At 70.9% G+C, this 22,406-nt stretch carries 21 protein-coding genes and 2 tRNA genes; 13 read left to right on the top strand and 10 right to left on the bottom strand.

Annotation, left to right across the window (positions count from 1 at the left end):
• Nucleotides 1-110: 110 nt before the first annotated feature.
• The 4 genes from OG542_RS13440 to OG542_RS13425 all read left to right on the top strand — a co-directional run bounded on the left by OG542_RS13440 (nucleotide 111) and on the right by OG542_RS13425 (nucleotide 5,412).
• Nucleotides 111-3,050, top strand: a complete 2,940-nt coding sequence (locus OG542_RS13440) for a UPF0182 family membrane protein (protein WP_261682903.1) — start codon at nucleotides 111-113, stop codon at nucleotides 3,048-3,050.
• A 57-nt stretch (nucleotides 3,051-3,107) separates the two neighbouring features.
• A tRNA-Met gene (locus tag OG542_RS13435) sits at nucleotides 3,108-3,181 on the top strand.
• A 234-nt stretch (nucleotides 3,182-3,415) separates the two neighbouring features.
• Entirely contained in the window at nucleotides 3,416-5,236 is a 1,821-nt protein-coding gene (locus OG542_RS13430) for a tetratricopeptide repeat protein (RefSeq protein WP_328410927.1), read from the top strand.
• Nucleotides 5,237-5,338: 102 nt separating this feature from the next.
• Nucleotides 5,339-5,412 (top strand) — tRNA-Met (locus OG542_RS13425).
• 64 nt (nucleotides 5,413-5,476) lie between these two features.
• Here OG542_RS13425 and OG542_RS13420 read toward each other — a convergent pair.
• From OG542_RS13420 to hisN, 6 genes are all read right to left on the bottom strand, one after another.
• Nucleotides 5,477-6,616: an ABC transporter substrate-binding protein gene (locus OG542_RS13420; RefSeq protein ID WP_328410925.1), complete on the bottom strand. Its 1,140-nt coding sequence runs from the start codon at nucleotides 6,614-6,616 to the stop codon at nucleotides 5,477-5,479.
• Nucleotides 6,613-7,476, bottom strand: coding sequence for an ABC transporter permease (locus OG542_RS13415; protein ID WP_311127644.1), 864 nt, complete (start codon nucleotides 7,474-7,476; stop codon nucleotides 6,613-6,615). Before OG542_RS13415 ends, OG542_RS13420 begins: the two co-directional genes overlap by 4 nt.
• Nucleotides 7,473-8,240: an ABC transporter ATP-binding protein gene (locus OG542_RS13410; protein ID WP_328410923.1), complete on the bottom strand. Its 768-nt coding sequence runs from the start codon at nucleotides 8,238-8,240 to the stop codon at nucleotides 7,473-7,475. The genes OG542_RS13415 and OG542_RS13410 overlap by 4 nt, the downstream gene beginning before the upstream one ends.
• Before the next feature lie 136 nt (nucleotides 8,241-8,376).
• A complete protein-coding gene (locus OG542_RS13405; protein ID WP_184590657.1) occupies nucleotides 8,377-8,793 on the bottom strand; it encodes a Fur family transcriptional regulator in 417 nt (138 codons plus the stop codon).
• Nucleotides 8,794-8,889: 96 nt separating this feature from the next.
• Nucleotides 8,890-9,282, bottom strand: a complete 393-nt coding sequence (locus OG542_RS13400) for a CBS domain-containing protein (protein WP_328410918.1) — start codon at nucleotides 9,280-9,282, stop codon at nucleotides 8,890-8,892.
• A 131-nt stretch (nucleotides 9,283-9,413) separates the two neighbouring features.
• Nucleotides 9,414-10,214, bottom strand: coding sequence for a histidinol-phosphatase (gene hisN, locus OG542_RS13395; protein WP_193481058.1), 801 nt, complete (start codon nucleotides 10,212-10,214; stop codon nucleotides 9,414-9,416).
• Nucleotides 10,215-10,486: 272 nt separating this feature from the next.
• Between hisN and OG542_RS13390 the strand changes: the two genes are divergently transcribed.
• The gene (locus OG542_RS13390; RefSeq protein ID WP_328417891.1) at nucleotides 10,487-11,095 is read left to right on the top strand and encodes a TetR/AcrR family transcriptional regulator; all 609 of its coding nucleotides are present in this window, start codon (nucleotides 10,487-10,489) and stop codon (nucleotides 11,093-11,095) included.
• Nucleotides 11,096-11,102: 7 nt separating this feature from the next.
• Here OG542_RS13390 and OG542_RS13385 read toward each other — a convergent pair whose 3' ends face one another.
• From OG542_RS13385 to OG542_RS13370, 4 genes are all read right to left on the bottom strand, one after another.
• Nucleotides 11,103-11,426, bottom strand: coding sequence for a DMT family transporter (locus OG542_RS13385; RefSeq protein WP_311127662.1), 324 nt, complete (start codon nucleotides 11,424-11,426; stop codon nucleotides 11,103-11,105).
• 165 nt (nucleotides 11,427-11,591) lie between these two features.
• On the bottom strand, nucleotides 11,592-12,602 hold the full coding sequence (rsgA, locus tag OG542_RS13380) for a ribosome small subunit-dependent GTPase A (protein ID WP_311127663.1): 1,011 nt from the start codon (nucleotides 12,600-12,602) through the stop codon (nucleotides 11,592-11,594).
• A gap of 17 nt (nucleotides 12,603-12,619) precedes the next feature.
• Complete coding sequence (aroA, locus tag OG542_RS13375; protein WP_311127664.1) at nucleotides 12,620-13,936, bottom strand: 3-phosphoshikimate 1-carboxyvinyltransferase; 1,317 nt, start codon at nucleotides 13,934-13,936, stop codon at nucleotides 12,620-12,622.
• Between the two features lie 94 nt (nucleotides 13,937-14,030).
• The gene (locus OG542_RS13370; RefSeq protein WP_328410914.1) at nucleotides 14,031-14,753 is read right to left on the bottom strand and encodes a M50 family metallopeptidase; all 723 of its coding nucleotides are present in this window, start codon (nucleotides 14,751-14,753) and stop codon (nucleotides 14,031-14,033) included.
• 50 nt (nucleotides 14,754-14,803) lie between these two features.
• Here OG542_RS13370 and OG542_RS13365 point away from each other — a divergent pair, with 50 nt between their 5' ends.
• The 8 genes from OG542_RS13365 to def all read left to right on the top strand — a co-directional run bounded on the left by OG542_RS13365 (nucleotide 14,804) and on the right by def (nucleotide 22,153).
• Nucleotides 14,804-15,619 (top strand): SOS response-associated peptidase, encoded by an 816-nt coding sequence (locus OG542_RS13365; protein ID WP_193481052.1) that lies wholly within the window; start codon nucleotides 14,804-14,806, stop codon nucleotides 15,617-15,619.
• A gap of 1 nt (nucleotide 15,620) precedes the next feature.
• Nucleotides 15,621-16,259 carry an alpha/beta hydrolase family protein gene (locus OG542_RS13360; protein WP_311127666.1) on the top strand — a complete coding sequence of 213 codons (639 nt, stop codon included), beginning with the start codon at nucleotides 15,621-15,623 and terminating at the stop codon, nucleotides 16,257-16,259.
• Between the two features lie 256 nt (nucleotides 16,260-16,515).
• Nucleotides 16,516-17,202, top strand: a complete 687-nt coding sequence (gene sigR, locus OG542_RS13355) for an RNA polymerase sigma factor SigR (protein WP_311127667.1) — start codon at nucleotides 16,516-16,518, stop codon at nucleotides 17,200-17,202.
• A complete protein-coding gene (rsrA, locus tag OG542_RS13350) occupies nucleotides 17,199-17,510 on the top strand; it encodes a mycothiol system anti-sigma-R factor (protein WP_030851585.1) in 312 nt (103 codons plus the stop codon). The genes sigR and rsrA overlap by 4 nt, the downstream gene beginning before the upstream one ends.
• A 154-nt stretch (nucleotides 17,511-17,664) precedes the next feature.
• On the top strand, nucleotides 17,665-18,996 hold the full coding sequence (locus OG542_RS13345; RefSeq protein ID WP_311127668.1) for an HD-GYP domain-containing protein: 1,332 nt from the start codon (nucleotides 17,665-17,667) through the stop codon (nucleotides 18,994-18,996).
• On the top strand, nucleotides 18,993-20,240 hold the full coding sequence (locus OG542_RS13340; RefSeq protein WP_328410911.1) for an HD-GYP domain-containing protein: 1,248 nt from the start codon (nucleotides 18,993-18,995) through the stop codon (nucleotides 20,238-20,240). Before OG542_RS13345 ends, OG542_RS13340 begins: the two co-directional genes overlap by 4 nt.
• A gap of 117 nt (nucleotides 20,241-20,357) precedes the next feature.
• Complete coding sequence (locus OG542_RS13335) at nucleotides 20,358-21,338, top strand: tetratricopeptide repeat protein (RefSeq protein ID WP_184590633.1); 981 nt, start codon at nucleotides 20,358-20,360, stop codon at nucleotides 21,336-21,338.
• Between the two features lie 164 nt (nucleotides 21,339-21,502).
• Nucleotides 21,503-22,153 carry a peptide deformylase gene (def, locus tag OG542_RS13330; RefSeq protein WP_193481048.1) on the top strand — a complete coding sequence of 217 codons (651 nt, stop codon included), beginning with the start codon at nucleotides 21,503-21,505 and terminating at the stop codon, nucleotides 22,151-22,153.
• Nucleotides 22,154-22,406: the final 253 nt, after the last annotated feature.

The following is a 22,406-nucleotide window of genomic DNA, read 5'->3' as shown; positions in this document are numbered from 1 at the left end:
TAAGTTGCATAGGTGGGGGCCCACGATCACCGGGGGCCACGCACGGCCCGTGAAGACGCGGGCCTGACGGATCAACAGCGAACTTCGAGGTGCGCACCTTGGCTTTCCAGATGCCGGACCGCGGCGGAGGCCCGACAGGGCCGCGGATGAGAGTGGGCCGCCCGTCCCGGCGTGTCCGCACCCTGCTCATGACGCTGGGCGTCCTGGCCGTCCTCGGCATGGCGTTCACCATGTTCGCGGGCTTTTGGACGGACTGGCTCTGGTACCGGTCGGTGAATTACTCGTCGGTCTTCACCACGACCCTGTGGACCAAGATCGGCCTCTTCTTCGTCTTCGGCCTGCTCATGGCCGCCGCCGTCGGCCTCAACATCTGGCTGGCGCACCGGCTGCGGCCACCGCTGAGCGCCATGTCGATGGAGCAGCAGAACCTCGACCGCTACCGGATGGGCATCGCGCCCTACAAGAAGTGGCTGCTGTTCGGGATCACCGCCCTGGTGGGCCTGATCGCCGGCGCCTCCGCGTCCGGTCAGTGGCGGACCTGGCTGATGTGGGTCAACGGCGTGCCGTTCGGCGAGAAGGACCCCCAGTTCAAGCTGGACGTCTCGTTCTACGCCTTCGACCTGCCCTGGTACCGGTTCCTGCTCGGCTTCGGCTTCGCGGCGGCGATCCTGTCCGTGATCGCCGCCGCGCTCACGCACTACCTGTACGGCGGGCTGCGCGTCACCAGCCCCGGCGCGCGCGCCACGGCGGCGGCCACCGGGCACCTGTCGGTGCTCATCGGCGTCTTCGTGGCCCTGAAGGCGGTCGCGTACTGGCTCGACCGGTACGGACTCGCGGTCAAGTCCAGCGACTTCAGGGCGACCGACAACTGGACGGGCCTGAGGTACGTCGACGCCAACGCCTACCTGCCGGCCAAGACGATCCTCTTCTGCATCGCCGTCATCTGCGCGCTGCTGTTCTTCGCCACCCTGTGGCGGCGCACCTGGCAGCTGCCCGTGATCGGCTTCGGCCTGATGGTGCTCTCCGCGATCCTCATCGGCGGTCTCTACCCGGCGATCGTGCAGAAGTTCCAGGTCCAGCCGAACGAGCAGGCCAAGGAAGCGCCGTACGTCGAGAAGAACCTCGAGGCGACGCGCAAGGCCTACGGCATCGACGGCACCAAGGTCACCGACTACACGGGTACCAGCAAGACGGAGGACAAGACCAAGCTCCGCGATGACGTCGACTCCACGGCGAGCATCCGGATCATGGACCCGAACATCGTCTCGCCGACGTTCCAGCAGCTCCAGCAGATCAGGAACTACTACGCGTTCCCGAACAACCTGGACGTGGACCGTTACCCCAAGGGCGGCAAGGACCAGGACACGGTCATCGGCCTGCGTGAGCTGAACCTCGCGGGCATCCCGAAGAAGAACTGGATCAACAACCACTTCCGTTACACCCACGGGTACGGAGTGGTCGCCGCCGAGGGCACCAGCGCCGACGCCCAGGGCCGTCCGAACTTCACGGAGTCCGACCTGCCCTCCGAGGGCGACCTCGGCACGTACGAGCAGCGGGTCTACTACGGCGAGAAGACCACCACGTACTCGATCGTCGGCGGTCCCCAGAAGGAGATCGACTACTCCGACGACAACGGCGAGAAGACCACCAGCTACAAGGGTGACAGCGGGGTCAACCTCTCCAACCCGGTCAACCGGGCCGCCTACGCGGTGGCGTTCGGCGAACCGCAGATCCTCTACTCCGGCGCCATCGGCGAGGGTTCGCGGGTCCTGTACAACCGCACGCCCAAGGAGCGCGTCGAGGCGGTCGCCCCCTGGCTGACCATCGATGGCGACGCCTACCCGGCGGTCGTGGACGGCCGTATCCAGTGGATCGTCGACGCGTACACGACGACGAACGGATACCCCTACTCCTCGCGTACGACCCTCGGTGACACGACGGCCGACTCGCTGACCGCCACCAACGACAACCGTGCGGTGGTGGCCCAGCAGAACCAGGTCAACTACATCCGCAACTCGGTGAAGGCGACCGTCGACGCGTACACCGGCGAGGTCAAGCTCTTCCAGTGGGACACCAAGGACCCGGTCCTGAAGACCTGGATGAAGGCCTTCCCGGACACGGTGGAGCCCAAGAGCGAGATCTCCAAGCCGCTGATGGATCATCTGCGTTATCCCCAGGACCTGTTCAAGGTCCAGCGGGAGCTGCTCACGCGCTACCACGTGAAGGACGCGACGACGTTCCTCAGCGGCAGCGAGGTGTGGCAGGTGCCGGACGACCCGACGAACCGGTCGGGTAACGCGGTGCCGCCGTACTACCTGAGCATGAGGATGCCCGACCAGAAGGCGCAGGCGTTCTCGCTGACGACGACCTTCACGCCCAACGGCCGGGACAACCTCAGCGCGTTCATGGCCGTCGACGCCGAGGCGGGCGCCAGCGACTACGGCAAGATCAGAATCCTGAAACTGCCGACCAACACGACGGTCAACGGCCCCAGTCAGGTCCAGAGTCAGTTCAACTCGCAAGAGGACATCGCCGAGTCCATCAGGCTTCTGAGAGGCGGCGACTCCGAGGTCGAGTACGGCAACCTGCTGACGGTGCCCCTCGACGGAGGACTGCTGTACGTGGAGCCGGTCTACGTACGCGGTGGTGGACTGAAGTACCCGCTGCTGCGCAAGGTGCTGGTCACCTACGGAGGCCAGACCGCCTTCGAGAACACGCTCGAGGAGGCCCTCAACAAGATCTTCGGAGCGGAGGGCGCGACGCCTGAGCCACCGGACGAGGGCGATACGACGCCGCCACCACCGACGTCCGAGGACCCGACGGTCAAGCAGGCCCTGGAAGACGCCCAGAAGGCGTTCACCGAGGGCCAGGACGCCCTGAAGGAGAACGACTGGGAGGCGTACGGCCGGGCGCAGAAGGACCTGGAGGACGCCCTGCGGCGCGCCGAGGAGGCGCAGGCCGAGGCGGACCGGGCCGGCGGTGCCGGGGGCGGGGAGAGCAAGCCCAGCGGCAGCCCGAGCGGGAGCCCGAGCCCGAAGCCGAGCAGTTAGGGCTCCGGCCTGGTCAAATGCTCCACCCGCGCCGTGATACGGTTGTGAACACAACGGCGCGGGGTGGAGCAGCTCGGTAGCTCGCTGGGCTCATAACCCAGAGGTCGCAGGTTCAAATCCTGTCCCCGCTACTGAAATCGCGAAGTCCGAGTGACGGAGCGACACCGAAGGCCCGGATTCCACACAGGAATCCGGGCCTTCGTGATGTGTGAACGCATGTGCTGGTGCGGGCTGCGGCCGCGCCGCCGGGGGGAGTTGGGCAATCTGTGTTTGACTTGTCTCTCTGTGGGCATGTCGACAAAACGCTGTAGTGACCTCACTGGCTGCGGTATACCAGGTGTACCCAGGTTGCAGGTGGTGCGACGATGGACGTTATGGGGGACAAGGCAACTCTGTTCGAGACAGGGCGTTTTGTGCAGCCTTCCAGCCGGGAGGACACCGACACCCCGGACGAGACCGGGGAAATCGCCGACGAGGCGGCCGAAGAGCTGCGTCAGCGGCTCGCCGCGGAGGCCGGTGACGTCGAGGCGATGAGTGTTCTCGGGGCCATGCTGCTGCGCCGTGGTGATCTCGACGGTGCCGAACCCCATCTGCGTGCCGCCACCGCCGCGGGCGACCGGGCCGCGGCCAACAACCTGGGAGTCCTTCTCCACCAGCGGGGATACGCCGACGAGGCCGCCGGATGGTGGCGGATCGCCGCCGTCGCCGGATCCACGGCGGCCGCGCACGCCCTCGGCCGGCACCACCGCGAGCGCGGCGACGAACCCGCCGCCGAGTACTGGCTGCGCCAGTCCGCGGAACAGGGCCACACCCTGGGCGCGTACGCCCTCGCCGACCTGCTGGAGCACCGCGGCGACGCCGGAGCCGAGCACTGGATGCGGGCCGCGGCCGAGCGCGGGCACCGCGAGGCGGCGTACCGGCTGGCGCGGGCGCTGGACCGCAAGGTGGCGCGGGAGGCCGACGACGACGGCGCACCCGTACCGGACGAGGCCGAGCAGTGGTACCGGCAGGCCGCCGCGCGCGGTCACCGGCGGGCCGCACTGCACCTCGGGACGATCCTGGAGAAGCGCGGCGAGCTCAAGGAGGCCGGGCGCTGGTACCTGACGTCCGCCAAGGACGGCGAGGCGCGGGCCGCCTGCGCGCTCGGATTCCTGCTGCGCGACGCGGGCGACACCGAGAACGCCGCCGTGTGGTGGCTGCGGGCCGCTCAGGACGGCGACGGCAACGCGGCGAACGCGCTGGGCGCGCTGCACGCCGCGCGGGGCGAGACCCAGACCGCCGAGCGCTGGTACCGGGCCGCGATGGACGCGGGCGACGTCAACGGCGCGTACAACCTCGGGCTGCTCTGCGCCGAGCAGGGACGCACCCCGCACGCCGAGCAGTGGTACCGGCGCGCGGCCTATGCCGGGCACCAGGAGGCCGCGAACGCGCTGGCGATCCTGCTGCTGCGGGCCGGGGACGAGACGGGCGCGGAGCCGTGGTTCTCCAAGGCCGCGGAGGCCGGGAGCGTGGACGCCGCCTTCAACCTGGGCATCCTGCACGCCGGACGGGGCGAGGAGCAGGCCGCGCTGCGCTGGTACGAGCGGGCCGCCGCCGCCGGGCACACGGAGGCCGCGCTGCAGGTCGGCATGGCGCGGCTGCGGGACGGCGACGACCAGGAGGCCGAACGGCACCTGCGGTGTGCGGCCGGGGGTGGAAGCGCCGAGGCCGCGTACCGGCTGGCGACCGTGCTCGACTCACGCCGGCCGCCGGAGCCGGCGCACGAGCTCGGTGAGCCGGTGCACCGGCGCAGCGAGTGCGAGGAGTGGTACGAGCGGGCGGCCTCGCAGGGGCACCGGCGGGCGCAGGTGCGGGTCGGCATGCATGCCGCGGCCCGGGGGGACGTCGTCGAGGCGGCCCGGTGGTACCGGGAGGCGGCCGAGGCCGGGTCCCGCAACGGTGCGTTCAATCTGGGGCTGCTGCTGGCCCGGGAGGGGAGCGAGCCCGAGGCGGCGGTGTGGTGGACGCGGGCGGCCGACGCGGGGCACGGGCGGGCGGCGTTGCGGCTCGCCCTGGTCTACGCGCGTCGGGGGGAGCTGGCGGAGGGGCAGCGGTGGGCTGACCGTGCGGTGTCTCTCGGGCCCGCCTCTGTGGCGGAGCGGGCGGCTCGGTTGCGGGACGCGTTGCGGCAGGAGCTTTCGGCGTAATGCCCGGGTGAGCTGCAAGGTGCTCTGTGGTGCCCGCGGCCGGGCTCGTCGGTAAGCGATTTGCATCCGGCCTCTGCGTTCACGTAACGTTGCATTCATCGCCGCGGGGTGGAGCAGCTCGGTAGCTCGCTGGGCTCATAACCCAGAGGTCGCAGGTTCAAATCCTGTCCCCGCTACTGAAGGCCGAGGGCCGGAATCCGAAAGGGTTCCGGCCCTCGGTGCGTGTTCGGGGATGTGTGTTCAGCGGAGGTGGCCCACTGCCTCCTCGTAAAGGGAGCGGTTCACGGTCCGGGACTCGGGGAGCGAGTCGCCTTCCGCTGCGCCCTGCGCCCGGTAGGCCGCCTGGAGGCGGGCCGTCGTGCCGGTGCGGATCTCCCAGTCCATGCGCAGGGATGGGGTGGAGCGGAGGATCGCCGCGTCCGTCTTCAGGAGATCCGCCAGATATGTGACGTACCTCTCGTTCTGTTTGTAGTCGGACGCGAAGTACGTGTTCACCGTGCGGATGTACGCCCGCAGCAGGGCCACCCCCGCGTCCACGTCGTCGTTCAGCAGGCTCGGGCCGTAGAGCATGCCGCCCAGGGGTTCGCCGGGTGGCTGGCCGCCCAGGAAAGCGTAGCCCGGTTCGCCGTCGACCCGGCGCCACACCGGGTCCAGCAGCCACGCGGAGTCGACGCCGCCGTTGCGCAGGGCCGTGAGCACGTCGGCCGAGCCCAGCTGCTGGTAGCGGATCCGGTCGAGGCCGCCGCCGTGCTCCTCCAGGGCCTGCTCCATGGGGTAGGCGATCACCGAGCCCTTGCCGATCATCGTGCCGAGTGTCCGGTCGGCCATCCGGACGGCGGCCGGCGTCTCGCCGTCCTTCAGCCGGACCCACAGGCCGCTCTTGGACTTCGGGCCCGGGGAGAAGTTCCCCGCGACCCAGCGGATGACGAAGCCGCCGCGGATGCCGTTCATGACAGCCGCCTCCGGGGCCGCCCAGAGCCCGTCGACCTCGCCCTTGGCCAGCAGCGGGAGGGCCTCGGGCGTCGGCAGCACCTTCAACGTGACGTCCAGGCCCTCCTTGTCGAACTCGCCCTTCTCGAGGGCGACCCGCAGCGGTGCCACGTACTCCGCGCTCAGCGTGCCCGTCGCGATCGTCAGCTTCCGGGGCTCGGCGAGCCGTTGCGGTGCCGGAGAGCCCGGGCGGCAGCGGGCCGGGGCGCGCTCGGGGGCGCGGTCGGCGGGGTCCGTCCAGGACGCGGCGCCGCAGCCCTGGACCGGGCGGATCGTGCGCGTCGCCGTGTCGGCTTTCGGATGCGACGGCCCGGAGGACGGCGACGAGCAGGCCGCCGAGGCCAGCAGTGCGCCCGCGAGCAGGGCGAGGCCGTACGTACGTGCCCTCATGCCTGCCCCCGCCCCCGGTCGCGCGGTGCCCACGGGGTGAGCAACCGGCCGGCGAACCGGACCAGTTCGGAGAAGAGCACGCCCAGGGCGGCGACGCAGACTATGCCGACGAACATCACGTCGTTCTGGAAGAGGGCGCGGGAGTCGAAGATCAGATGGCCCAGGCCGTCGGTCGCGGCGATCTGCTCCGAGGCGACGATCACCAGGACCGCCACGCCCGCCGCGATCCGCGCGCCGACCAGGACGGCGGGCAAGGAGGCCGGGAGCAGGACATGGCGGAACATCTGCCACGGGGAGGCCCCGAAGACCCGGCCGGCGTCGCGGTGGCCGTCGGGGACCGCCATGACCGCGGACATCGTGGAGATCCAGACGAAGAAGAAGACCGTGGCCGCCACGAGGGCCACCTGCGGGCCCTCACCCAGGCCGAACATGTTCAGGAAGACGGGCAGCAGGGCCAGTTTCGGTACGACGTACAGGGCGTCCAGAAGCGGTTCCAGGGCGGCTCGTACCAACGGCAGCGAACCCATCAGCAGGCCCAGCAGGTAACCCGCGGCCGTGCCGACGGCGTAGCCGGCCAGGACGCGCTTGAGCGTCGCCCACACGTCCGGCCACAGGTCACCGGCAGCGGCCCGGTCCCAGCCGTCGGCGAGGATCGTGGACGGCGCCGGGTAGACGCGCTCGTCGATCCAGCCCCGGACGGCCGCCAGTTGCCAGAGCAGCACCAGGAGGAGGGGCACGGCCGCCGCGAGGGACAGTTCGAGGGCGCGGCGGCGGCGATGGGTGCGTACGGGGTGCAACTCGTGCGGGCCCGGGCGGCGGACCAGGCCCGGGCCTCGTGTCTCGGGGGCGACGGTGGTCATGCGGGCACCGCCTCCTTCCGCAGCAGGTCCCACAGCTCGCTCTTCAACGTGGTGAACTCGGGGGTGGCGCGGACGTCGCCGGTGCGCGGGCGCGGGAAGGGCGGGCGGTGTTCGGCGATGATCCGGCCGGGGCGGGCGGACATCACGAACACACGGTCGCCGAGGACGATCGCCTCCTCCAGGCTGTGGGTGATGAAGAGGGTCGTCGTGCGCAGCGCCTGGGTGATCTCCAGCAGCTCGTCCTGGAGGATCGTGCGGAGCTGGGCGTCCAGGGCCGCGAAGGGCTCGTCCATCAGCAGCAGTTCGGGCTCGACGGCGAGCGCGCGGGCGATGGCGACCCGCTGGCGCATACCGCCCGAGAGGGCCGCCGGATAGGCGTGCGCGAAGTCGGCGAGGCCCATGCGGGCCAGCCACTCGGCGGCGCGGGCGTTCGCCTCCCGGCGCGGGACGCGCAGCACGTCGAGGCCGAAGCGGACGTTGGCCTGGACGGTCTTCCAGTCGTAGATGCCGTAGTCCTGGAAGATCATGGCCGCCGGGCGAACGCTCGAGGTGTGGATCTCCAGCGTGCCGGTGCTGGGCCGGAGCAGGCCGGCGGCGATGCGCAGCAAGGTGGATTTGCCGCAGCCCGAGGGGCCTACGAGGCAGACGAACTCGCCGGGAGCGACGGCCAGGTCGAGGGGGCCGAGGGCGTCGACCGCGCGGGGGCCCCGGCCGAAGGCGCGTGTCAGGTCATGGGCGGTGAGTTTTGGATACGGCTCTCCCACTTCGGTCTCCTCGCGGAGTGCGGAACGGACTGGTGGGTGCCGTTGACCATATGACGACCCGTCAGATACGGGAAGTGCGCAGACACGCACGAGCCCCGGCACCGATGAGTGCCGGGGCTTGCCGGGAAAGAGAGGACTAGGCGGCCGCGCAGTTAGGGCAGACGCCGCGGTACGTCACCTCGACGTCCGAGACCGTGAAGCCGAAGCGCTCCGAGTCGGGGAGGTCCGCCAGCGGGTTGCCGATCGGGTGGACGTCCCGGATCGCGCCGCACTGGGCGCAGACCAGGTGGTGGTGCGGCTGGTGGGCGTTCGGGTCGTACCGCTTGGCACGCTGGTCGGTGGAGACCTCGAGCACCTCGCCGAGGGACACGAGCTCGCCGAGCGTGTTGTAGACGGTCGCCCGGGAGATCTCGGGCAGCTTGGCGACGGCCCGGGAGTGGACCTCGTCGGCCGTCAGATGGACGTGTTCGCCGTCGAGGACCTCGGCCACGACACGCCGCTGCGCGGTCATCCGCCATCCGCGTCCGCGCAGCCGTTCCAGAAGGTCACTCATGGCCACCAGCCTAACAGCAAAGCGGACCAGGTCCCGAACAGGTGTGAGTTTAGAATCTGCCTGGTGTTGGATTTTGTCTAATGCGCTCGGGCGCTGTCAGGCGGGTACCTGCCCGCGGGCCGGTACCCAGCAGCGGATGATGTCGCGGACCGAGACGATGCCGGCGGGCTCGTCGTCGTCCAGCACGATGAGGTGGCGGAAACCGCCGTGTGCCATGGCCCTGGCCGCCTCCTCCAGGGTCCAGGCCGGAGTCGCGAACACGACGTCGGTGGTGGTGTGGGCGTGGGCGCGTTCCGTGTCCGGGTCCTGGCCCCGGCCCACGGAGTTGAGGATGTCGCGTTCGGTGAGGATGCCGATGCCGCCGGCGTCGGGGTCGTGGACCACGGCCGCCCCGACCCGACGCGCGGACATCAGCGCGGCGGCCTGGCGCAGGGTGTGGGTCGGGCCGATGGTGAGGACGACGGTGGTCATGGCGTCACGGACGAGCATGGATGGAGCCACCTCCTGGGAGTGAATCCGCCGTTTGTTCAGCGTTTCACAATTTCACAAGATGGGGGACTCTCAGGGTGGCAGGTAAAGGGAGGGTCAACAAGGGGGCGCTCGGTAACAGCCGGGCGCGCTCAGTAGCGCTGGTTGAGATATCCGAGCAGCTCGTCGTGCAGCAGACCGTTCGACGCGGCCGCGTCGCCACTGTGCGGGCCCGGGCGGGCGTCGAGGCCGGTGAAGGTGCCGCCGGCCTCGGTGACGATGATCGACGGGGCGGCCATGTCCCACAGCGACAGCTCCGGCTCGGCGCACATGTCGACGGCGCCTTCCGCGACCATCATGTACGGCCAGAAGTCGCCGTACGCGCGCGTGCGCCACACCTCTCGGGTGAGGTCCAGAAAGCCGTCCAGGCGGCCCTGCGCCTCCCAGCCGCTGAGCGACGAGTACGCGAAGGAGGCGTCGGCGAGCTTGTTGACGCGGGAGACGTTCAGACGGGAGGCCTTGGTGAGGCTGCGGCCGGTGAAGGCGCCGTGGCCCTTCGCGGCCCACCAGCGGCGCCCGAGGGCGGGGGCCGAGACGACGCCGACGACGGGCTGGAAACCGCCCTCTCCGGCCTCCATCAGGGAGATGAGGGTGGCCCAGACGGGGACGCCGCGTACGTAGTTCTTCGTGCCGTCGATCGGGTCGATGACCCAGCGGCGGGGCCCGGTGCCCTCGACGCCGTACTCCTCGCCGAGGATCGCGTCTCTCGGGCGGGCGCGCTGGAGTTGGCCGCGGATGAGTTCTTCCGCGGCCTTGTCCGCTTCGCTCACCGGCGTCATGTCCGGTTTGGTCTCGACCTTGAGGTCGAGGGCCTTGAACCGGTCCGTCGTCGCGGCGTCGGCGGCGTCGGCGAGGACGTGGGCGAGACGCAGATCGTCGAGGTAGTCGGGCATGTAACGAACCTATCTGCCGAGGTGGGGGTGGGGCTACAGGGGGTTTGTGGGCGGGTGTGGGGGCGTTGTGGCGGCTCGGCGCCCGCGAGGTGCTCGGCATTGCCGCTGGGGCGGATGGGTGTGCGACCCGGCGCGACGGAGCGCCGACGAGCAGAGGCGAACGCACCGCGCAGGTCGGCTCAAAGGCGCCCCCGCATGCCCTCGCGAACCCTTGACAGTGGTTCCATGCGCGTCAAACCTGGGCGCAGAGCCGCTGGCCCCAAGGGGAGGCACTGATGCCTGCAGCGCGGGAATCTCTATTGGACGCCGCCTACGCGGCGCTGGCGCGCCGGTCGTGGTCCGCCGTGCGGATGGTGGACGTGGCCTTGGCGGCCGGAGTGTCCCGGCAGACGCTGTACAACGAGTTCGGCAGCAAGGACGGCCTCGCCCGGGCGCTCGTGAGAAGGGAGGCCGACGGGTACCTCGCCGGCGTGGACCGCGCGCTCGCCGGCCACAGCGACCTCCGCGACCGGCTCACCGCCACCGCCGAGTGGACCACGTCGGCGGCCCGCGAGAACGCCCTGGTCCGCGCCATGCTCACCGGCTGCTGGAGCGAACGGCTGCCCTCGCCGACCCTCTCGGCCGTGCCCTCCACCTCCGCCGTACCGGCGCAGCGCCGCGCCGACGGACCGCTGCCCTCACCCGGCGACCTCGTCACCCTCATCCGCGACCGAGCCGTCACCGTCCTGTCCGCACCCGGCACACCCAGGTCCGACACCGCCGACCTGTCCCGCTCCTGCGAACTCGCCGTCCGGCTCGCCCTGTCCTGCGTGGCCGCGCCACCCGGCGAGGGCAACGTCACCGACCTGGTCCGCAGCGCCCTGCACCGGCAGTCCGGGTGACAGGGGGTCAGTGCGCCGAGCCCGACAACTGCAGCCCGATCACGCCGACGATGACGAGACTGATCGACACCAGCTTCAGCGTCGACACCAGGTCGCCCAGGAACACCATGCCGTAGATCGCCGTCCCCGCCGCCCCGATCCCTGTCCACACCGCGTACGCGGGACCCACGTCGAGTCTCCTCAGTGCCAGGGTCAGCAGCCCGAAACTGCCGAGGGCGAAGACGCAGAACGCGATCGTCGGCCAGAGCCGTGTGAAGCCGTGCGACAGCTTCAGACACACGGCGAAGCCGGTCTCCAGCAACCCGGCCACGATGACCAGCAGCCACGCCATGAGCCGTTCCTCCCGTATCCCACGTTCAGTGACCGCTTGGTTGGTTCAGTCGGTTTGAGTAGATTCCTCGGAACCGTCAGCTCTGTTGGAGTTTGGTCAGGCTTGCCTCCGGCTTGGTGCGATTATGCACTTACCGTCCGCGCGCCGTGACAAACAACGCTGAGGTCAGTCGCCTTCCTTCCGCTCCCGCGTGGCCAGCAGCCGCCGCAGCGAGTACAGCCGCGCCGGGTCCGCGTGCCCCTCGGCCACCCACGCGTCCAGCGCGCAGTCCGGCTCGTCGTGGCTGCACGCGCGCGGGCAGCCCTCGGTGCCCGGCTCCAGGTCGGGGAAGGCGTGGATGACCCGGGACGGGTCCACGTGGTGCAGCCCGAAGGACCGCAGGCCCGGGGTGTCGATCACCCAGCCGTCGCTGTCCGACAGCGGCAGTGCCAGCGCCGAGGTGGTGGTGTGCCGGCCTCGGCCCGTCACCGCGTTCACATGCCCGGTCGTACGCCGCCGCTCCTGAGGCACGAGCGCGTTGACCAGGGTCGTCTTGCCGACTCCGGAGTGCCCGACAAACGCGGTGATCTTGCCGTCGAGCTGCTCACGCACCCGGGCGATGGCGGTGCCGTTCTGAAGTTCCTCGCGGCTGGTGACGACGTAGGGGGTGTCGAGGTGGCCGTACAGCTCCAGCAGCTTGTCGGGTGGGGCGAGGTCCGACTTGGTCAGCACCAGCAGCGGATCCAGGCCGCCGGCATAGGCCGCGACCAGGCAGCGGTCGATCAGGCGGGGGCGGGGCTCCGGGTCGGCCAGGGCGGTGACGATGGCCAGCTGGTCGGCGTTGGCGACGATCACGCGCTCGAACGGATCGTCGTCGTCCGCCGTACGGCGCAGCACAGACGTGCGCTCCTCGATGCGGACGATCCGGGCGAGGGTGTCCTTCTTGCCTGACATGTCGCCCACGAGGGCCACGCGGTCGCCGACCACGGCTGCCTTGCGGCCCAGCTCGCGGGCCTTCATCGCCATCACCACACGGTCCTCTACGAGGCAGGTGAGACGGCCCCGGTCCACGGTGAGGACGAGTCCCTCGGCGGCGTCCTCGTGCTTGGGCCGGATGTTCGTCCGGGGCCGGGTGTTCCGGCGGCCGGGACGGGTGCGGATGTCGTCCTCGTCGGTGTGCTTGCCGTAGCGGCGCATGACCTGATCCCTGCGTCCTACGCCCCGAGCATCCCGGTCCACAGATCGGGGAAGTCGGGCAGGGTCTTGGCCGTCGTCGCCACGTTCTCGATCTGTACTCCCTCGACCGCGAGGCCGATGATCGCGCCGGCCGTGGCCATGCGGTGGTCGTCGTAGGTGTGGAAGATCCCGCCGTGCAGCCGGCGCGGGCGGATGTGCAGGCCGTCGGCGGTCTCCGTCACGTCGCCGCCGAGCTCGTTGATCTCCTTCGTCAGCGCGGCCAGCCGGTCCGTCTCGTGCAGCCGCAGATGGGCCACGCCGCGCAGGGTCGAGGGGGAGTCGGCGAGGGCCGCGACCGCCGCGATGCCCGGCGTCAGCTCGCCGACCTCGCTCAGGTCCACATCGATGCCGTGGACCGAGCCGGAGCCGGTGAACGCGAGACCGTACTCGGTCAGTTCGCAGGAGCCGCCCATCTCGGTGAAGATCTCGCGCAGCCGGTCACCGGGCTGGGTGGTGCGGGCCGGCCAGGCCGGGACGACGACCTTGCCGCCGGTCACCAGCGCGGCCGCCAGGAACGGCTGGGCGTTGGACAGATCCGGCTCGATGACCAGGTCCCGGCCGAGCAGGGCGCCCGGCGTGACCCGCCAGACATTCGGCTCGCCGCCCGACTCGGGCGTGTCCACCTGGGCGCCGACCGCGCGCAGCATGTCGACGGTCATGCGGATGTGTGGCATGGAGGGCAGCGAGCTGCCGGTGTGGCGGACCTCGACGCCCTGGTTGAAGCGCGGGCCGGACAGCAGCAGCGCGCTCACGAACTGCGACGAGGAGGACGCGTCGATCGCGACCTGGCCGCCTTCCAGGGCACCGCTGCCGTGCACGGTCATCGGCAGCGCGCCGCGGCCGTCGTCGTCGATCCGGGCGCCGAGCTGACGCAGCGCGTCGATGACTCCGTTCAGGGGACGCTCGTACGAGCGGGGGTCGCCGTCGAACCGGACGGGACCGTCGGCGAGCGTGGCGACCGGTGGCAGGAAGCGCATCACCGTGCCGGCGTTGCCGACGTCGACCGTGGCCGGGCCGCGCAGGCCCGTGGGAAGCACACGCCAGGCCTCGCCGGTGCCGTCCGGGCCCACACCCTCCTCGATCTCGACGCCCATCGCGCGCAGAGCACCGGCCATCAGCAGGGTGTCGCGGGAGCGCAGCGGGCGGCGCAGCCAGCCGGGCTCGGAGGCGAGGGACGCGAGGACAAGGGCGCGGTTGGTGACCGACTTGGACCCGGGCACGTGGACCGTCGCGTCGACGGCTCCGCTCGCGTGCGGGGCGGGCCAGAGGGCGGTTTCTGCGGTGTTCGGGGCCATGGCCCCACTTTATAAGGAGCCAGGAGGGCGGGCCGTGTTCCGGGTGCGGCGCCGTTGGGGCTGATCGCGCGGTTCCCCGCCCTTGGGTTGGTGATCACAAGCCCAGCAACCAGCGGCCCCCACCTATCAGCGAGCACAGCGACACCGCGTGGAACAGGAAGAACCACAACCCCGCCGGCACATGCGTCAGCCGCGACAACTGGTCCGCGTCCGAGTCGCCCGCCCCGCCCCGGGCCCGCTTCGCCTGGAGTTCGAACGCCGGGCGTACCCCGCCCAGCAACAGGAACCACACCACCACGTACGCGAACGCCGCCTGCACCTGAGGGCCGGCCAGCCAGGACACCAGGACGAACAGGCCGCCGGTGACGATCATGGTCAGGGCGCCGTACGCATTGCGGATCATCACGAGCATGATCAGGAGCAGGGCGGTGGCCAGCCACAGCAGGAGCGTGATGCGGCCGGCGCCCAGCAGCGCCGCTCCGCCCAGGCCCAGCAGGGGCGGGGCGGTGTAGCCGGCGGCGGCCGTGAGGATCATGCCGATGCCGTGCGGCTTGCCGCGGCTGACGGTCAGGCCGCTGGTGTCCGAATGCAGCCGTATGCCGGTGAGAGTGCGGCCGGTGAGCAGGGCCACGAGCCCGTGACCGCCCTCGTGGGCGATGGTGATGGCGTTGCGGGAGATGCGCCACAGGCCGTGCGGGATCACCACGGCGAGCGCGGCGGCCAGAGTCGCGAGCACCACCCACAGGTCGGGGTCGGGCTGCGTGCCGGAGACCTCGTCCCAGAGGGAGGCGAGCGAGGCGGTAGCGGTGCTGTCCATGTAAGGCGTTGGCTCCCTGTGGTCGGATGGAATCTGGCAGTGTGGCACGTATGTGCGGACGGTATTCAGCGAGTCGCAGGCCAGAGGATCTCGCAGGAATCTTTGAGATCGAGAAGTGGGAGCCCGAGGAGACCCTCGAGCCGGACTACAACGTGGCGCCCACCAAAGAGGTCTACGCCGTCCTCGACCGCCCTCTGAAAGACGTGGACGACCCGCGGCCGGTTCGGCAGCTGCGCAAGCTGAAGTGGGGGCTCGTCCCGTCCTGGTCGAAGACCCCCGAGGGCGGCGCCCGGATGATCAACGCCCGCGCGGAGACCGTCCACGAGAAGCCGTCCTACCGTCGCGCCTTCACCTCCCGGCGCTGCGTCCTGCCCGCCGACGGCTACTACGAGTGGGTCACCGGCACGCAGGAGCGCGAGCTGGAGGTCGAGGGGAAGAAGAAGCGGCCCCGCAAGCAGCCGTACTTCGTGACACCGGCGGACGGGTCGGTCTTCGCCATGGCCGGGCTGTACGAGTTCTGGCGGGACAGGACGCTGCCGGACGACCACCCGCAGTCCTGGTGGGTGACCTGCTCCGTCATCACCACCGAGGCCGAGACGAGCCCACTGGCCGTGTCCCCGGCGGACGGTCCGCGCGCCCTGGCCGAGATCCACCCCCGGATGCCGCTGATGCTGACGCCCGACCGCTGGGACGCCTGGCTCGACCCGTCCCGCACGGACGCCGACGACCTGCGCGAGCTGCTCGCCCCGCCGCCCGCCGGGCTGATGCGCGCCTACCCCGTCACCACGGCCGTCAGCAACGTCCGCAACAACGGGCCGGAGCTGTTGAAGGAGCTGGAAGGGCCGGAAGAGGGCACACTCTTCTGACGTGAGTTCCGACACGACCGAGATCATCGAGACCGAGGCGGGCCCCGCCCGCATCACCTGGCACCAGGCGAAGAAAGCGCGGCTGGTACTCGCCGTCAGCCATGGCGCCGGCGGCGGTATCGAGGCCCGCGATCTGAAGGCCCTGGCCACCGTCCTCCCCGCCCACGGCGTGACCGTGGCCCGGGTGGAGCAGCCTTGGCGGGTGGCCGGGAAGAAGCTGGCGCCCGCGCCCAAGACGCTGGACGCCGGCTGGCGTGGCATCTGGCCCGCGCTGGCCGGGCCCGGACTGCCGGTCGTGTCCGGCGGCCGCAGCGCCGGGGCCCGGGTCGCCTGCCGTACCGCCGCCGAACTGGGCGCCCACGCGGTCCTCGCCCTCAGCTTCCCCCTCCACCCGCCCGGCAAGCCGGAGAAGTCCCGGGCCGGCGAACTGCTCGGTTCCGGGGTGCCCACCCTGGTCGTCCAGGGCGGGAACGACCCCTTCGGGAAGCCGGAGGAGTTCCCCGCGGGCTCGTACGAACTCGTCGAGGTGCCGTACGGCGATCACGGCTTCGCCGTCCCCAAGCGTGCGGAGATCTCGCAGGACGAGGCCGTGGCGCTCATCACGGACGCGGTCGTGGAGTGGACCGGGTCACTCGGGTAAAGCTCCGGGAATGCAGGGGCGGCGAACACTGTTGTGCGGGACGTACGTGCTGGAGACCAGCACAGACGCCGTAGGAGAGGAAGTCCGCCGCATGGGTTCGACCATCTGCCCGAGCCGCAGCAGCCGTGCCGACCTGGAGTGGACGGTGCTGCACGCGGCCAGGACCGCCCCTGTTCGGGCGGCGGGCGGACCGGATCGTCGTCTATCCTCCGATTCGGGTGAGACCGGTCTCGGTCTCACGAGAACACTCGAGGAGGTGGGTCCGGTCACAGGGACCGACGCAGGGACCGAACACGGCCAGGCGGAGCAGCCCGAGGGCCAGGGCGGCACGGGCGCGGAGACGGCCGCGGAGCGCAGTGCGCGCTTCGAGCGGGACGCGCTCGAGTTCCTCGACCAGATGTACTCGGCCGCGCTGCGCATGACGCGCAACCCGGCCGACGCCGAGGACCTGGTGCAGGAGACGTACGCCAAGGCGTACGCGTCCTTCCACCAGTTCCGCGAGGGCACCAACCTCAAGGCGTGGCTGTACCGGATCCTCACCAACACCTTCATCAACTCGTACCGCAAGAAGCAGCGCGAACCTCAGCGCTCCGCGGCCGAGGAGATCGAGGACTGGCAGCTCGCCCGCGCCGAGTCGCACATGTCGACGGGCTTGCGCTCCGCGGAGTCGCAGGCGCTCGACCACCTGCCCGACTCGGACGTGAAGCAAGCGCTCCAGGCGATCCCCGAGGAGTTCCGTATCGCCGTGTATCTCGCGGACGTCGAGGGGTTTGCCTACAAGGAGATCGCCGACATCATGGGGACACCCATCGGTACGGTGATGTCCCGGCTGCACCGGGGCCGCCGTCAGCTGCGCGGCATGCTGGAGGACTATGCCCGTGACCGCGGGATGGTCCCGGCCGGCGCCGGAGAGTCGAACGAAGCGAAAGGCTCGGGGTCATGAGCTGCGGAGAGCCGCACGAGACGGATTGCAGCGAAATCCTCGATCATCTCTACGAGTTCCTCGACCGTGAGATGCCGGACTCGGACTGCGTGAAGTTCGAGCACCACTTCGAGGAGTGCTCGCCCTGCCTCGAGAAGTACGGGCTCGAGCAAGCCGTGAAGAAGCTCGTCAAGCGCTGCTGCGGGCATGACGACGTGCCGGGCGACCTGCGGGACAAGGTCATGGGGCGGATCGACCTGATCCGCTCCGGCCAGGCGGTCCCCGACCAGGACGTCACCGCCTCGCCTGCCACGCCGCAGGAGTCCTGACACTCCTGCGCCTTTCAACTACCCCACCTTCGAGGGGGGTAGTCATCCTCGAACGCGTCACTCGAACGTGCTAATCCGCGGGTTGTCGGCCCGCGGAGCCCCCCACCGCCGTCCTAGGCTCCGGGCCTGACGGACATGGCCGGGGGAGGGGCTCATGGAAGCGGTATCCACGCGTGCACGTGTGTACGTCGCCTGTGTCACCGTCGCCGCCCTGTTCTGTCTGCTCCCGCTGCCGGGCATCCGTACGCCCTGGTGGGCCGTCGCGCTGCTCGCCGCGCTGTACGCCGGCTGTGAGCGCGCTGCCCGGTCCCGGTTCGTTGGGATCTCCCACCCGGCCGGGACCTTCTACCCCGTGCTGCTGGCCGGCGCTTTCCTGCTGCCCGCGCCCGCCGCCGCCCTGGTCGCCGTGCCCGGTGCGCTGCTCTCGCATGTCGGGCAGCGGCCCGTGGCGCTGCGGCGGATCTGGCGGGCCGCCCAGCTCGTCCTCGGCGTGTGGGCGGCGGCCCGGGTGCACTGGATGCTCGGCGGGCGGGACGCGGTCGTCGCGGGCGACGTTCCCTACGCGCTCGGGCCGGCCGGGGCGGCCGTGCTGGCGTTCTGCCTGGTGCTCGCGCTGCTGGACGGCGGGATCCTGGCCGCGGCGGAGCGGGTGCCGGTGCGGCGGGCCTGGCGGGGCCTGGTGGCGCGCTCGCTCGCGCCGATCGCGGTGCACGGCCTCGCCGGGCTGATGATGGCCGTCCTGTGGCGCAGCCCGTACGGTCCCGTGGCCGCGCTGCTCGTGCTGCTGCCGATGTGCGTCTCGTGGTGGGCGTTCGCGCAGTACCACCGGGAACGGGCCGCACACCAGGCGACCATCCGGGCGCTGGTACAGGCCGTCGACATCAAGGACGGGTACACGCGGGGGCACAGCGAGCGCGTCGGGCAGGCCTCCATGATGATCGCGCGCGAGCTGGGCATGGACGACGAGCGCGTCGAGGTGCTCCGCTTCGCCGGGATCCTGCACGACGTCGGCAAGCTGGGCGTGCCCACCCGGCTGCTCAGGAAGAACGGGCCGCTGACCCCCGAGGAGCGGCGCGTGATCGAGCTGCACCCCGAGTACGGGCACGAGATGGTGCGCGGCATCGGCTTCCTCGGGGAGGCCCGCGCCGCAGTACTGCACCACCACGAGCGGCTGGACGGCAGCGGCTATCCCTACGGCCTGGTGGGCCGTCAGATCCCGGAGTCCGCACGGGTCGTGGCGGTCGCCGACGCCTTCGACGCCATGACCTCCACCCGGAGCTACAGCAGGGCCCGCCCCGTCGCGGTGGCCCTGGAGGAACTGGAGCGGTGCGCGGGCAGCCACTTCGACCCCGTGATGGTCGCGGCCCTGGTGGAAGCCGTACGGCGGACGGGCTGGCACCCCGCGGTGACCGCCGACGACGCCCACCCACCCCGGGTGCCCCCGCCCGGCACACCCGTCTCCAGCCGGCCTGGAGCACACCGATGAGCGCGTGCGCGGCGCCTCTCCTGCGCACCCTGGTCCACGCCTGCGCCGCCCTCCTCGCCACCGGCTCCCTCGCCGTCACCCTCTACAGCGGACTCGAGGAACGCCGCGTCGCCCTCGCTTTCGGGGTTCTCGTCACCGTCGGAGAACTCACCCGGCGCAACGGGGCGCGGGTCCGGGAACCGGCACCGCTCGGGGCCGCTGCGGCCCTGTCGTACGCGCTGCTCGGGGAGGCCGGCGGCCGGGCCACGCACCACGGCCTCGCCCAGGTCGTCGCCGTCGTGCTGGCCGCCTCACTGCTCGGCAGCGTGCCGCACGTCGCGCGCGGACAGGGGCCCACGCTCGACCACCTGGCACGCCGCATGCTCACCGTCGGATTCGTCGCCGTGTGCTTCCAGCCCCCGTACAACCGGGGGATGTTCGACGACTGGGGCGGACCCGCCTACGCGCTGCTGCTGCTCGCGCTGCTGTCCCTGACCGCGCTGTGCGACGCGGTGCTCGCCGCCGCCCTGGCCCACTCCCGCACCGGCTGGCCCTTCGGCCCGGTCCTGCGGGACGAGCTGCGGGCCGTGTGCGGCATCGGGTCCGCCGTCATCGCTACCGGGGCCGTGATGGCCCTCGCGGTCGCCGTCGTCGGGCTGTGGGCGCTGCCCGTCTTCTCCGTGCCGCTGCTGCTCGCCCAGATGTCGTTCCGGCGGTACGCCGCCGTCCGGGCCACCTACCGCCAGACCATCGCCTCCCTCGCGCGGGCCACCGAGGTCGCCGGCTACACCCCCTGCGGCCACGCCCGGCGGGTCGCCGCGCTCGGCCAGGCGGTGGGTCGGGACCTGGGCCTGACCGAGCCCGAACTGGCCGTGCTGGAGTACGCCGCGCTCATGCACGACATCGGCCAGCTGAGCCTCGTCGACCCGGTGCCGGCGGGCGCCACCGCCGACCTGCCCGCCGCGGAACAGCGGCGGATCGCGCTGCTCGGCGGTGCCGTCGTACGGCATACGGGGGTCGACGAGTCGGTCGCCGTGGTCGTGGAGCGGCAGGCCGACCCCTACGCCGAGCAGCCGCTCGCCGCGCGAATCGTCCGGGCCGTGAACGCGTACGAGGAGAAGTCCAGGGAAGGCGGGCCCGGCGGGCCGCTGACGGCGCTGGAGGAACTCCGGCTCGCCACCGCCGGGAAGTACGCGCCGGAGGTGGTGGAATCACTGGCCCGGGTACTGGCGAGGGGCAGTCTGACTCTGCCCGTGGCTGGGTAACCCATGGGTAATGAGCGCCTCGGAGGCCGTACGTGGTTGGATGCGAAGGAGAAGGTGTCCGGGGGCTCGAAACACAGCTACGGCCAGCCCACCGAACGGAACTGGCAGGCGGGAATCGTGAGGATCTTCGGCAAGGGACGGCACCGGCCCTCCGCCTCCTGGCGGCAGGCCACAGACCGGGCGTTCACACTGATCGGCGACGGCCGGTACGAGGACGCGGGCGCACTGTTGACACGTGCCGCCGACCTGGAGCCCTGGTTGTCCGAGTCGTGGTTCAACCTCGCCCTGCTGCACAAGTTCCGGCACGACTGGGAGCAGGCGCGGGCGGCGGGCCTCAGGGCCGTGGCCCTGCTCGACCGGGACACCGGTGCGCCCGACTGGTGGAACGTCGGCATCGCCGCGACCGCCCTGCAGGACTGGCCGCTGGCCCGGCGCGCCTGGCAGGCCTACGGGCTGCGGATGCCCGGTTCCGCCATCGCCGCCGGCGAGCCCGTCGGCATGGACCTCGGCAGCGCGGCCGTACGGCTGTCCCCGGAGGGGGAGGCCGAGGTCGTGTGGGGGCGGCGGCTGGATCCCGCGCGGATCGAGGTGCTGTCCATCCCGCTGCCGTCGTCGGGGCGACGCTGGGGCGAGGTCGTGCTGCACGACGGGGTGCCGCACGGGGAGCGGACCACGGCCGCCGGGCACACCTATCCGGTGTTCGACGAGATCGAGCTGTGGGCCCCGTCGCCGGTGCCGACCTGGGTGGTGCTGCTGGAGGCGGCGACCGAGGCGGACCGTGACGCGCTGGAGCAGCTTGCCGGGGATGCCGGGTTCGCCGCGGAGGACTGGTCTTCTTCGGTGCGGTTGCTGTGCCGGATGTGCTCGGAGTCCCGGATGCCGTCGGACGAGGGTGACGGGGAACATCTCGATCCGCATGATCACAGTGAGCCGGGGCATCCCGGGCCGCTGGGGCATCGGACGGACGGGCAGCTCTGGGTGCCGGAGCGGGAGTGCGGGCTGGCTGCGCCGGCTTCGCTGGTGAGGGGGCTGCTGGACGGGTGGGTTGCCGACAGCCCTGATTCCCGTGACTGGCGGGATCTGGAAGAGGTCTGTTAGCGCCGTTGTCGGGTGCGGCTGCGTCGTGGTTGCTCGCGCCCACGCGGCGGAGCCGCAGATCGATACAGCCCCGCGCCCCCAAGACAAAGAAGGGCGTCCGAACAGCGGCGTAGTCTGTATCCGCATCTCAGCCCGGTTTGGTTCAGGAAGGCGTACGTAACGTCATGGCTCAGCAGGACACCGATCAGCAGCGCGCGGGCGTGCTCCCCGTCGATGACGAGGGGTACGTGATCGACACGGAGGACTGCGAGGAGCGCGAGGCGGCCTGGCGGGAGCGGGGGACCTCGCGGCCGATCACGGTGGTCGGGAACCCGGTGCTGCACAAGGAGTGCAAGGACGTCACCGAGTTCGGCGAGGAGTTCCAGCAACTCGTCGCGGACATGTTCGCCAGCCAGCGCACCGCCGAGGGCGTGGGCCTGGCCGCCAACCAGATCGGTGTCGACCTGAAGGTCTTCATCTACGACTGCCCCGACGACGAGGGTGCCCGGCACACCGGAGTGGTCTGCAACCCCCGGCTCGTCGAACTGCCCGCCGAGAAGCGCAGGCTGGACGACAGCAACGAGGGCTGCCTGTCCGTGCCCACCGCGTACGCCCCGCTCGCCCGGCCCGACTACGCCGAGGTGACCGGGCAGGACGAGAAGGGCAACCCGATCAAGGTGCGCGGCACCGGATACTTCGCTCGGTGTTTGCAGCACGAGACCGACCACCTGTACGGCTACCTGTACATCGACCGGCTCTCCAAGCGTGAGCGCAAGGACGCGCTGCGGCAGATGGCCGAGAACGAGCCTCGCTACCCCGTGGTCGCGAACGACTGAGACTTCACACGCACCAGGCGAACGGCGTCTGTTCGGGTTTCCCGCCTTGAACAGGCGCCGTTCGGCTGTGCCGTTCGCCTGTCCGTCGCACGTTCGATCGCTTCTGCTCTCCTGGTGATCCGTTCCCCGTCACACACCGGGAGGATCCCGGCACTGTGGGGTAGTGAATGAAGCAAATACGTTCCCAGAGCGGTCAGTTGTAGTGCTGAATGGGATGAGCGGGGTATGCAACGGCGCACGCCCGGCACGAAGG

This window comes from Streptomyces violaceus, from assembly GCF_036014075.1.
GTDB classification, from domain to species: domain Bacteria; phylum Actinomycetota; class Actinomycetes; order Streptomycetales; family Streptomycetaceae; genus Streptomyces; species Streptomyces violaceus.
Note: the sequence above shows the minus strand (reverse complement) of the source record. Positions and strands in the feature narration are given on the sequence as shown.